Source organism: Bradyrhizobium liaoningense (assembly GCF_018130785.1).
Taxonomy (GTDB): Bacteria; Pseudomonadota; Alphaproteobacteria; order Rhizobiales; family Xanthobacteraceae; genus Bradyrhizobium; species Bradyrhizobium liaoningense_A.
The window spans coordinates 1-11321 of sequence record NZ_JAFCJT010000031.1 but is presented as its reverse complement, the minus strand read 5'-3'; the positions used below and the strand labels follow the sequence as shown (position 1 = coordinate 11321).

At 58.9% G+C, this 11321-nt stretch carries 11 protein-coding genes; 7 read left to right on the top strand and 4 right to left on the bottom strand.

What is annotated here, in order from left to right:
- Positions 1-89: 89 nt before the first annotated feature.
- Together JQ627_RS34810 and JQ627_RS39400 are read left to right on the top strand one after the other, a co-directional pair.
- A complete protein-coding gene (locus tag JQ627_RS34810) occupies positions 90-1010 on the top strand; it encodes a DUF427 domain-containing protein (protein WP_212488860.1) in 921 nt (306 codons plus the stop codon).
- 111 nt (positions 1011-1121) lie between these two features.
- Positions 1122-1439, top strand: coding sequence for a hypothetical protein (locus JQ627_RS39400; protein WP_249143645.1), 318 nt, complete (start codon positions 1122-1124; stop codon positions 1437-1439).
- A gap of 29 nt (positions 1440-1468) precedes the next feature.
- Here the strand turns inward: JQ627_RS39400 and JQ627_RS34800 are convergent, their stop codons facing one another.
- The gene (locus tag JQ627_RS34800; RefSeq protein ID WP_249143644.1) at positions 1469-2518 is read right to left on the bottom strand and encodes an AraC family transcriptional regulator; all 1050 of its coding nucleotides are present in this window, start codon (positions 2516-2518) and stop codon (positions 1469-1471) included.
- Between the two features lie 69 nt (positions 2519-2587).
- On the opposite strand from JQ627_RS34800, the gene JQ627_RS34795 reads away from it, so the two are divergent.
- A complete protein-coding gene (locus tag JQ627_RS34795) occupies positions 2588-3124 on the top strand; it encodes a carboxymuconolactone decarboxylase family protein (RefSeq protein ID WP_212488859.1) in 537 nt (178 codons plus the stop codon).
- Between the two features lie 44 nt (positions 3125-3168).
- A complete protein-coding gene (locus JQ627_RS34790) occupies positions 3169-3681 on the top strand; it encodes a YkgB family protein (protein ID WP_212488858.1) in 513 nt (170 codons plus the stop codon).
- 357 nt (positions 3682-4038) lie between these two features.
- Here the strand turns inward: JQ627_RS34790 and JQ627_RS34785 are convergent, their stop codons facing one another.
- The 3 genes from JQ627_RS34785 to JQ627_RS34775 form a co-directional block, all read right to left on the bottom strand.
- Entirely contained in the window at positions 4039-4410 is a 372-nt protein-coding gene (locus tag JQ627_RS34785; RefSeq protein WP_212488857.1) for a hypothetical protein, read from the bottom strand.
- Positions 4411-4543: 133 nt separating this feature from the next.
- Positions 4544-5047 (bottom strand): alpha/beta hydrolase, encoded by a 504-nt coding sequence (locus JQ627_RS34780; protein ID WP_212488856.1) that lies wholly within the window; start codon positions 5045-5047, stop codon positions 4544-4546.
- 294 nt (positions 5048-5341) lie between these two features.
- Positions 5342-6220, bottom strand: coding sequence for a polysaccharide deacetylase family protein (locus tag JQ627_RS34775; RefSeq protein ID WP_212488855.1), 879 nt, complete (start codon positions 6218-6220; stop codon positions 5342-5344).
- A gap of 1455 nt (positions 6221-7675) precedes the next feature.
- On the opposite strand from JQ627_RS34775, the gene JQ627_RS34770 reads away from it, so the two are divergent.
- From JQ627_RS34770 to JQ627_RS34760, 3 genes are all read left to right on the top strand, one after another.
- On the top strand, positions 7676-8740 hold the full coding sequence (locus tag JQ627_RS34770; protein ID WP_212488854.1) for a nucleoid-associated protein: 1065 nt from the start codon (positions 7676-7678) through the stop codon (positions 8738-8740).
- Entirely contained in the window at positions 8737-9723 is a 987-nt protein-coding gene (locus tag JQ627_RS34765; protein ID WP_212488853.1) for a GTP pyrophosphokinase family protein, read from the top strand. The genes JQ627_RS34770 and JQ627_RS34765 overlap by 4 nt, the downstream gene beginning before the upstream one ends.
- A gap of 480 nt (positions 9724-10203) precedes the next feature.
- Positions 10204-10980, top strand: coding sequence for a hypothetical protein (locus JQ627_RS34760; RefSeq protein WP_212488852.1), 777 nt, complete (start codon positions 10204-10206; stop codon positions 10978-10980).
- Positions 10981-11321 lie beyond the last annotated feature (341 nt).

The following is an 11321-nucleotide window of genomic DNA, read 5'->3' as shown; positions in this document are numbered from 1 at the left end:
AATATAGCCATCGGATCGCGCCGGCGAAGCCAAGCGCGGGCCGGAACAGGTCCGCCACCGACCGACGGTGCGCTGCAGGGAGAGATCAGTTGGGGCTGTCCTGGCAACAAGGCCCGCTTTCAACGGGAGCAATCGGCCGCTTTCTCGTCCCCGAGCCGCTGTCCAAGCGACTCTTGTACGTCGAACCGTTACGCCGCCGCCTCCGCGTGCGCTTTGGGGGAAGCTGGATCGCCGATAGCGAGCGGGTGCTCCTGCTTTTCGAACCGGGCCGTTATCCCGTGGCCTATTTCCCGGAGGCCGATGTTTCCCCACATGTGCTGGAACCTACCGAGCACATCACGCAACACGCAGATCTTGGGCCGACGTCCTGGTACAGCGTTCGGGTCGACGAGCAACATATTGCGGCGCGAGGAGCATGGCGGCACACCGACCTGCCCGCCCATGCAGGCGATTTGCAGAGTCTGATCGCCTTTGCGTGGCGGGCCATGGATGCGTTCTTCGAGGAAGACGAACGCATCGTGGGCCATGCCGCCGATCCCTATCACCGCATCGACATCCGCCAGACCTCTCGCAACCTCGTCGTCAACCACCAAGGCCGGGTCATCGCCGATACAAAGCGGCCGCTGGTTCTTTACGAGTCCGGCTTTGCAGCCCGCTGGTATGTTCCACGTGCCGACATCGATGACTCTGCCCTCACTCCGGTCAAGCTCCAGACCTTCTGCCCGTACAAGGGCCTCTGCAGCTACTACTCCATCGGAGACGCGCGCCAGGCGGCATGGTCGTATCCCGACGCCTATCCCGAAGTCCGCCGCATCTCCAATTTTGTATCGTTCGAGCCGGATATCGTGACGGTCCATCTCGATGGCACGCAGCTGCATCTCGAACCTGGCCAATTGGTGGTTCCACACGGCCCCGATCGTAATCTTGACGTCGCCGAGGTGGTACGCGAGCCAACGCCTGGTGGCCGGCCCGCTGAAGCTGCAACCAGTCCCCTCCATCGACGCTCGTAAGACGAACGAGCATATCTTCGAGATCGCGCAGCATTCAGCCTTTCGCGTGCACGACTATTGTGGCGTTCAACGGAGCCGCTCATCCCGAGCCTCCACTACGGGAGCACCACAATGTCCCATTGTTCGAACCAGACACGCTCGATCCGCTCCGCCTTTGTGGGCCTTCTCCTGATCGGCTTGCTGTCGCCCGCACATGCCTCCGGCCGGAACAGCTCTCTCGACGCTCTCCCCGATCTGCCGTCGCAGGCCGCCGCGCGTTTCGCCTCGGCCGAGCCGACGTCGCGCCTGCCCTGGCTCGCTCCGGTCGGCCATCGTCAGCCGAGCCGGGCCGATGCGCCTCAGTCGGATGCTCTGTCGGCCTGGGAGCATGAGCAGCAGCAGCGCGATCAGATGCTGGATCGCAAGCTCATCATCTGCCGTGGATGCTGAGGTAGCCCGGCCACCTCACGCGCGCCTGCCTAGGCATTCTCGCCAGCCGATGCCGCCTCTGCGCTCTTCGCCAGCTCCAGCTCGTCAATCGTCGCGGGCGTCTGCGCAGCCTTTCGCCATTGCGCGGGAGTGATGCCCATGTGGCTCTTGAACGCCCGCTGGAACGCCGCTTCGGACAGATATCCGACCGCTTCGGCCACCGCTCCGGTCGAGAGCGAGGGTTTTCTCAGTTCGTTCGTTGCCAGCGTCATGCGGATGTCGGTCAGCAGTTCGCTCGGCGAACGTCCGACCTTCTCCTGGAATTGACGGGCGAGCGTCGCACGCGACATGTTGGCGAGCTGCGCGAGCTCGGGCAGCGTCCATGCGCGCGCGGGCGCATTGAACATGCCCGCGACGACCGGCGCGAGGCGTGGGTGACCTGCGAGCGCAAGCAGCCCGCGTGGCGCGTCCCCGGTCTCGCTGGCGAGGCGCAGCACGAGCGCGAACATCGCCGTCGACAGCGCGTTCAGCATTGCGCGGCCACCCAGCTGATCGTCTGCAGTCTCGCCGCGCATCAAGGCAACGAGGCCTGCGAGTTGCCCCGCCGTATCCCGCTCTCCGGCCTGCGCGCCGGCCCTCACGATCAGCACCGGCGGCAGATAGTTACGCAGCAGCCGGTCGTGCGGCGGGGCGATCGAAAAATGTCCGCACAGCAGATCGAGCCGGGCATCCGAGACTGGATTCTCGCTGATCGTGAAGTTGAGTGACGCGCGGTTGCGGGCCTTCAGCGGCGCAGCTCCGCTGCCGTCGTGCATGACGTGCCGCGGGTTGCGCGGCAGCAGCAGAATGTCGCCGGCCTCGAGTAGCAGCGGCCGACCTCCCGCCGGATCGTCCAGCATCGCCGAGCCAGCGAGCACCGCGTGGTACGGGATCTCGTTGGCCTCGCTTGGCCCCTGCTCGATCCGCCACGGCGCACCGTAGGAGCAGCGCAGGTCCAGACGGCCGTGCACCGGCATCATCTCGAACAGCCGGCTCAGCCAATCCATCGTATTCCTCTCCCAATTGAGACGATTGAGCATATGTGCAAGCTTATCAAGCATTCAACATCTCATGTCGCGACCCTACTGTCACCCCGCAATCGTTCACCACCCCAATCACGGAGTGCCATCATGTCCCGTCTTTCCGTCCCGAACCTCGAAACCGACGCCGGCCCCTCCGGCCAGGTCTATGCTCAGATCAAGAAGGCCATCGGCAGCGTGCCGAACACCTTTGCGGCCATCGCCGCCCATGGCCCCTCTGCGCTCAAGGCCGTGCTCGCTGCCGACACTGTGCTCGCCTCCGGCGGACTGACCAAGTCCGACAAGGAGATCATCAAGCTCGTCATCAGCGAAGCCGCCGGCTGTGACTATTGTGTCGCCGCCCACAGCCATCTCGCAAAGCTCGTCGGCCTAGCGCCGGAGGTCCTGAAGCAGATCCGCAATGGCCAGCCCACCGGTGATGCCCAGCGCGATGCGCTGGTCGCATTCGTCGACAAGCTTGCGCGCACTAGCGGCACCGTCAGCCACAAGGATTTCGTCGCGATCAAGGCCGCTGGCTACAGCGATGCGCAACTCGTCGACATCAGCCTCGCCTTTGCCACCACCGTGTTCACCAACGTCTTCAACCGCATCAACGATACCGAGATCGACTTCCCGGCGGTCGCCTAACGCGACGGCCGCCACGTCGCTCATTCACATCAGGGATCACGACCATGACCATGCTTGCCAACACCCACACCGCCCAAAATCCTCTCGTCCGCGCCCTGCAGGGATCCGGCCTGCTCGCGGAAGATCTCGACTACCATGTCGTCCGCGCCTCGATGGTGATCATGTTCTTCTTCTTCGGTTACCAGAAGTGGTTTCCGTACGAATTCGAACGGCTGGTCCCGTTCATCAGCAACGGCCCGTTGACCTGGTGGCTCTATCCCGTGTTCGGACATGCCGGCGCCAGCTATTTCCTCGGCGTCTCCGAATGGACCTTCGGCACGCTGCTGCTCGCCGGCTTCTGGAGCCACCGGCTTGGCGTGCTCGGCGCCCTCGGCTCGACCGGCACCTTCATCGCGACCGTCACCATCATTCCCTTCATGCCGGAGGGTTGGGACCTCGCCGCGGGAGGCTTCCCCGCGATGACGGGCAACGTGCCATTCCTTATGAAGGACGTCGTGCTGCTCGCAGTCTCCTTCTATCTGCTAAGGCAGGATCTGGTTCGCGTGATCCGGCATTAGGTGGCGCTCTGCCGAGCGGCGACGCGTCGCCGGCGAGCTTTCGAGTTCGCCGGCGATTGGGCGTCCGCGCCGGCCTTCCACCCCACGAACGCGCGTCAGCTTCCCATCGGATGGAACCTTGTTGAGCTTCGCCAAGGTCGCCAGCTTTGGCAGCCGCGCGTCAACAACGTGGCTTCATCGCGTTCTCGATCGGGGATCATAGAGACAATCCGCAAAGCTTCATCCCTTCTTGGACCTTCTCAACCCCGATGGCCACGATGCGGTGCGGATCAAGGCGGAGTGCTTCGGTCGATCAAGATAGCCGGTTAGGCCGCCGATAATCGCGAGCCATGCAGCCATGCTCGGCGCGGCAAACGATCAACAGTGACGGCAAATAACCAGCTTTCGATCAAGCTCTTGATCCTGCAATTTCAGCATCTCGTCCAGATCGGTAACCCGCCTATGAACCGCCATCGCACTTGCGGAGTTGGGGTCGAACGACTGCCCATGCGGCTGAACGTGCACCTCCAGCAACAGCTTGACGGGATCCGAATACGCAGGTTGCCCGCCTTGCTTGGATGGATCGTCGTAACTCGGCACGGCGTCCACATGCTCCGAAGGTCCTTGCATCATGCCCGGGGTACCTTGGTTGTGCCGCCGCGTAGATGCAATGGTCGGGCTCAGGATTAGCATCAGACTGAAGGCTGCAATCGTGGTCAGCCAGCACTTTGACCTTCTAGTCATTTCCACCTCTTTCTCCCATTACGGTCCATGTGCGCACAACGCGGTGTCAATCGCAGTTACTTCGCAGCCGCGCGGGCAGCCTGTACGATCACGTCGGCAACGACGTCCGGGTTGGAGACGCTGACGGCATGCGATGCATTCACCTCAACGACGTGCGCTTTGCACGATCGGCTTCGAACTTCTGTTCGGCCAGAGGAATGGCGAGATCTTGCAGGGTCCTGATTTCCCAACTCGGCTTGCTTGTCCATGCAGCGGATGTCAGAGACTCGGTCAAGGCTGCCAAGTTCATAGGGCGTTGAATGGCGAGCATCACGGCAGCCTCGCTCGCGGGCACATCGGCTGCGACGTTACTGTGAAACTTGTCGGCTTGATACAGCAGATACGTGCCGCTAGTTCCGTCAGGGAGAGAGTAGGCAATCGCCTCGACGGACATGAGGAATGTGCTGCCGGGAAACCGTTCGAGCAAATTGCTTGCAGCTTCCCCTGCCGCGGGCATCACTGCGACTGCGTAGACGAGGCCCTTGTCCTTGGGGTCCGTGCCGGCCTCGGTGATGACGGCCCCGCCGTACGAATGGGCCGCCAGGATCACGGGTCCCTGGATCCTGTCCATCACGCTACGCAGATAGGCGGCGTCTACTGCCACGCCCAGCAACGGATTGGCAAAAGCGACAACCGGGAAGCCTGCGTGCTGGAGCCGCTCACCTTATTCCAGATCGACGCGTCTTCGAAGGCTCCGTGCACAAGCACGATCGTAGGTGTGAGTATTTCGGGATTCATCGTGCTTCCTTATCATGAAGAGTTACGCAGGCGGGTTCGCTGATGCACTCAAAGGAGTGCCGCCCAAGATCACATCCACCTTGTGAGCTGCCAGGGCCGACCGCCCGCGGGATCGTCCGGGATCGCAGTCCCGGAAAGAGCCGCGTGATGTGAAATAGGACTAACTCCGCAAATGGTGTTCCCGGTACCACTTGTTGATCTCGCCGCTGGTTGTCACCCACACGTCCTTTTGACTCGAGATGTGCGCGAAGGCTGCAGCGAGGTGCTTCGTTCGAAACGCCTGCCCCGTGATAAAGGGATGCAAGGCAATAGGGAGAATCCTCGGAATCCGCTCCCCCTCATCGTAAAGGACGTCAAATTGATCTCGTATGATCCGGCCGAAGTCTTCCGCGGACGCACCGAACGTCAGAACCGACGGAAGGTCGTTGCATTCGACGGAGTACGGCATTCCCAGAAGAGAACCCTTCTTCACTTTCATCTGAAAGGGCAGATCATCACACGTATAGTCACACAAATACTCGATGCCCCGCTCAGCGAGCAGATCTGGCGTGGCGTACGTCTCCGTCAAGAACGGGCTGAGCCAGCCCTTTGGCTTTTCACCAGTGGCCGCCGCGATGACCGTGAGCGCGTCCTCGATCAGCGCAGCTTCCTCCTCCAACGAAAGGCCGTTGACGATTTCGGAGTTATTTCGTCCGTGCCCCATGAAATCCCATTTGCGTTTCGCGCCTTCCTCAACGACCCGGGGATACTCGCGGCAAACATCGGAATTGAGACACACGCTTGCCGGCAAGCCATACTTGTCCAACGTCTCCATTAGCCGCCAAATGCCCACTCGCTGCCCATAGTCCCGCCATCCGTAATTGAGAGCGTCCGGCATAAAATGAGCGGTGTACGGCACGATCGTCGGGCCAGGCCGGTCCTCCGGAAAATGCTCCAGATTGATGTAGATCACGACCGCTATGCGTTCCTTTTTCGGAAAGGACACAAGCGGACGATCGACAATCGGCGTGAAGTTGTAACGCTTCGTTTGGGTCTGCATTCAGTCGATCACTCCTCGGCAAACTACTTCAAGCATCCGAAATTGCTCACTGAGCTCATCACGTCAAAGCACTGGCTGGCCTTGGCCGTACTGCGCGCGCAAGGCTGAGGTGGATGTTGTTTCGCGACAAAGGCCCTATTCGCGCGATCAATCTGCGGAAGGAACTGTCATTCAACCCACCACAGCGGCTTCACCGGGGACCGACAGTAATCTGACAGACGCCGAGCCGCAGACCGCCCCGCCCGCTCTTCAGCCGTGAAGAATTTGAAGTCCGCGCCTTGCACCTCAGGTAGTGAATCAGCGGCTCCATCTTGAACTGGCATTGATCCCCGATATGAGCGCGGCGGTGCACCCAGTTCGCCGTCGCGCGCTATAGCTGCGACCGCGGTAGCTGCTGCGATCATTTATGCTGCGTAGAACATAGGAACGACGAGCGATTCTTAGATTCCGCTTCTTCATTTTCTATCTCCACGATTAGCCGCGTCCCGCCCCTTGAACGATAACGACAACCGGCCACTACATTGATGAGACATTGGGGTTGACGTCGAGAGCATGTCAACGAAGCCCATGTTGGTCACGCGTCGATTGCAGCAAGTTTTGCAAAAGTACGCACACTTAGAGACGATTGCAGTTGTTGTTGCACTCGACGATAAGACCGATCGCGAAGGCTGCGCGCCGGCTCCCTTTCCCGCTCATAACGGTCTGGTTGCAGGTTCGAGTCCTGCCGGGCCCACCAACATCATCAGTGGCTTACTTCGTTCTCGTTTCCTGCGGCGCAACCGCCGCCCCAGAAAGCGCACCAGATACGTCCATCTTTCGTTCAACAGGACGGTTCGCGCCGAACGTTCGGGACCGGCCTAGCCGAGATTGAGGTCGAGCCGCACATCGTCGAACGGCTACTTATTCCCTTGATGGGCGCCATCGGCAACCAAGCCGACAGTATCGTGAGTGCAGTGGCCGAGGTCTACATTTTTGGCAAAGAACCTGCCCAAGATACGGACTGCGATCGAGACAAAGTGGGAGCCGTTCCTTCAAACCCTGACCCGCGCCGCGTAGCGCGGGTCTCTCTGTTGGCTTCAACCTGAGGACGATATGATGAGCCCCCCCGCCGCACTACGCTTCGAAAGAGTCATTGCGCCAACTGCGAGGATAGCTGAGTTACGTCCGCTCGGGCGAAGCTGATCTCAGCGCACTCTGCCGGCGCTGCCCTCGACGCGCCGACTTCTTCCCGCCGCTTCGCATGCCGCCGCGCTGCACGAGGCTTCGGTCGAAGCTTGCCGCCGCCCACGCCCTTGGTCGCACTGTCCGGCTGGGGGAAATGTAAGAAACTGCCGTGAAAAGCGCTTGTATCGTCGCCTTGCAGTTGATAGAACGAAATAAGAACATAGGGGACTTTTGACGGTCTCGACACCTTCGGAGGTGGTTCAGTAACCTCGCCACAACTAGGGGGGCTGAATGCCATTCGAAAATCTGGTCGTGACACGTGTTGTGCTGCATGAAGTGTTTAAGCGCCGCCTCGATGGCTCGCTGGTGCCGCCTCATTACGGCGCGCAACTGATCGCCCTGCCTCCTGAAGCTATGGATATGTTCAAGGAACGTGTCGTCGATGCGATGGGGGCCGTTTCGCAAAGCATGGAAATGGAGATCGCCGAAGCGGGACCGGAAAGCGCTGTGGCCCTCGCGCTATCTCTCGTCGGAATACCCGACGCGGCGTTCGTCGCAAGTTCGGTGAAGTTCGCTGAAAAACTAGCAAATGCACAACTTGCGAAAAATCTTCCGGGCGGAAAGCTGGTGGTGTTTTCGGGAACGATTGGCGCCAATCCACGCCCATTTGTGGCCGTTATCAAAGCAGAAAAGCAGAGTGGCTTTCGAGAACACGGAACAGCATTAAACTTTTTCAAAGACCTGTTCCTGACACCGGCCTCGAAGCTCTACAAGATTGGCTTCTTCGTGCAGATGACGGCGGGGCAAACGCTGCCGCAGGGTTGGACCGCGCACGTCTACGATAGTCAGATGACGACGCAGAACCGTGAGGGTGCGGCGAAATACTTCTTCGGCACATTCCTTGGCTGCCAGATCCCTCAAAACAGCGCGCACCTGACACGCGTTTTCTTCGACCACACGCGAACCTTCATTCGGTCGCTGCCGGTCAAGCCAGAGGTCAGGGACGACCTTCTGACCTCGCTGTACACGTACCTGAAGGTGGACCAAACGCCGACGATCCAGGTTAACAATTTCTCAACGGCTTACCTGCCTACTGAGGCGCGGGACGACTATACGAACTTTATGCAGGGCAAGAACTTCCCCCTCAATACCGTTCAGAAAGACATCTCCGAAGTCGGTAGTCAGTTGCGTAAGAGACGCGTTCGCTTCTCGGGAAGCATCGAGCTGAGCGCGCCGCCCGAGTCCTTCAAGGATCTGATCACCATGGAAACGGTCGAGGCCAAGGGCACAGCACCGGGGCAGCCGGGCCAATGGACTATCATTACGATTAAAGACCGCATTCAGATGCAAGAATGACAGAGGAAGAGTTCCTAGAGCGCTGGTATCAAGAACGCCCTCTCGTTGAGGCGTGGGGAAAGTTTGTCGCTCAGAAACTTATGCAAGGAATTTCACCGCTCATCGCGCCGCTGTCAGCAGACATTTTCGTGCGTATGCCGGCGAGTCCGCGTGTCAAAGGCGACGGCTCGATCCTAACGAAGGCTTTTTATCGAGACAAGAATTACGCTGATCCCCTTGCGCAGATCACCGACAAGGTCGGCGTTCGGTTCGTCGTGCTTCTCGCGAAGGAAATCGCGACCGTGTGTCATGCCATAGAGGCGTGCTCAGAATGGGAGGCTTCCAAGGACAAGGATTACGAGGAGGAGCGGGCGAAAAGTCCGTATGAGTTCAAGTATCAATCCGTCCACTACGTTGTCCGCTGCAAGGCGAGCAAAGATGTTGGCGGGCTCACAGTGCCGGCAGGAACGCCCTGCGAGATTCAGGTACGGACAATCCTTCAGCATGCTCATAGCGAACTGACGCACGATACGATCTACAAGCCGAGCGTCGTCGATACGCCCGACATGCATCGTGCCGCCGCCAAGAGCATGGCGCTTATCGAGGCCACGAACGATTATTTCGAACAGCTCATGGAGTTGATCGAAAGCAACGTAGCCTCGAACAAGAAGCTATCCATCGAAATGGACGCTCTATATCGGGAGCTTGTTGGTCGCTCGCCGGACATCACGAGGGCGGAAGGTCTGCTAAACGACGCGTTCGCGGATTTCGGAGGCGAACAGCCCGCGTTGATGGTGCGCGAGCTGTTCGCGGAGAAACCGTTTCTACTTGATCGCATTAGGGAGCGCACGCCGACCAAACTGCTGTTCCGCCAGCCGAGTATAATGCTCGTCTACCTTGCTGCGGCGAAGCGGCCTGCAGACGCTCAAGAGGCGTGGCCTCTTACAAAGGCTGAATTGAAGCCGATCTATACGGACCTAGGGCTCGCGGCACCTGAGAGCTGAGGAGTGACAAATGGCAGGTGGACGGCCTAGCGTCGTTTCAACAAGCCCTGCTTCTCAATGAGGTAGAGTTACAGGCTGGACAGCTCGACCGTGAATTGTTCGTGCATCTCAACGAACCTACGGCCGGCGTTTCGAGGTTTACCTACGTGAAGCTCGATGGTCGGGAGGTTCAAGCGCCAGGACTGACGGCCGTTCAATGTTCGAGAAAGGTCTAATTCCGCCACGCTTGTTTCATTTCCCGGTCGAACCACATTTCTGCCACGGATTATCCTGCGTTGATCGTCGCACATGCGCAGCGGCACGCAAGTTCTGTAGTTGTGGATAACAGCCACTCAACTTGCCGTCGTGCTATTATGCAGCCATGGATGCGCGAGAAGCGGGAAAACGTGGCGGACTCGCTACGGCAAAGAAGCTGTCAAAAAAGAGAGCACACATCGGGCTGCTCTCGCTCGGTGGGCCAAATAGCGGAGAGTCCGAAGAATGGCGATCTGGAAGCGACTTATCGACAGGAAAACGCTTGTTCGGATTTCTCAGATCGGCACGCTCGTTTTCGTCATGCTGTACGGCTCGACCTTTTTTGTCGAACGTCCGGAATATGAGGTGCGTCTTTTAACTTGGTTCTTCGCGCTTTTCTTTCTCTTCCACTGGTGCTTCGGAGCTATGAAGAAGCTCACGCCTACCAAGGCGCGGTTGATCGACTATGTATATCTCGGAATTGCAGCGGTCGGTGTTTTCGTTCTCGCTATAAACTACCAGCATAAGCGATACGAGTATACGCAATTGGAAGTGCAAGATGAGGGGCGTCGCCTTCTAGGCAAGGAGTATCGAGAGCTCCTTGATACGATAGAGGCCCTACAGCATGCATCATGCATACCGGAAAAGGTGCAGCTAATTCCGTTATACTGCGAGCGAATAAAGAAGCTTAATAGCGATATCCAGAAAGAGAGCGAAAGTGAGACGCGTCTCGATTTTAGCTTGGCTGTCGATAGATACCTTCGTCAGATCAAGCCACCGGACTCAAACGACGTTCTCCGAACGCAAGCCTTCCGACAGATAGGCGAAGGGATCGAAAAGCTCCGGACCGTGCAAGATAGGATTAAGTCGGATTCGGACTTTGTCAGATTTCACGCACCTATCTCATCAGACGACGTCCGGATATCTTCGCACGGACTATTCGCATGGCCATTTATTCTCGCATTCGCCCTCGCTCTGCGGATCACGAAGACCACGATTGAGGTCTTGGATTGGGCCAAATAACCGTTCCAGCTCCAATCCCTCCTGCCCAGATCCGGCCTTGGGTAGCCAGCACCGAGCTGGGCCTCGATATGATCAATCGCCGATATCAGGTATCATTCTCGGTTATCGGTCCCTGACGCATCGGCGTCGAGTTTCCGGCCCCGATGCTGTCGCCATCGATCCTGCCACCGGATGACGACGGCAGATATGGTTTCGTCATGACGTTGCTTTTCTTCATTAGGTACTGAAGCGCGACCTGTTCTTTTGCAACAGGGTTGGATATGCGCGCGCTTCGTCGAACTTTGCCGCGAGATGGGCCTGCTCGCGACAGCGAGCGTCGCCATCGATGGCAGCAAGTTCAA

Excerpts from the sequence above, each read along its gene's own strand:
- JQ627_RS34765 (WP_212488853.1), top strand. The coding sequence starts at position 8,737 with ATGACAGAGGAAGAGTTCCTAGAGCGCTGGTATCAAGAACGCCCTCTC.
- JQ627_RS34790 (WP_212488858.1), top strand. The coding sequence starts at position 3,169 with ATGACCATGCTTGCCAACACCCACACCGCCCAAAATCCTCTCGTCCGC.
- JQ627_RS34770 (WP_212488854.1), top strand. The coding sequence starts at position 7,676 with ATGCCATTCGAAAATCTGGTCGTGACACGTGTTGTGCTGCATGAAGTG.
- JQ627_RS34800 (WP_249143644.1), bottom strand. The coding sequence starts at position 2,518 with ATGCTTGATAAGCTTGCACATATGCTCAATCGTCTCAATTGGGAGAGG.
- JQ627_RS34775 (WP_212488855.1), bottom strand. The coding sequence starts at position 6,220 with ATGCAGACCCAAACGAAGCGTTACAACTTCACGCCGATTGTCGATCGT.
- JQ627_RS34760 (WP_212488852.1), top strand. The coding sequence starts at position 10,204 with ATGGCGATCTGGAAGCGACTTATCGACAGGAAAACGCTTGTTCGGATT.
- JQ627_RS34795 (WP_212488859.1), top strand. The coding sequence starts at position 2,588 with ATGTCCCGTCTTTCCGTCCCGAACCTCGAAACCGACGCCGGCCCCTCC.
- JQ627_RS39400 (WP_249143645.1), top strand. The coding sequence starts at position 1,122 with ATGTCCCATTGTTCGAACCAGACACGCTCGATCCGCTCCGCCTTTGTG.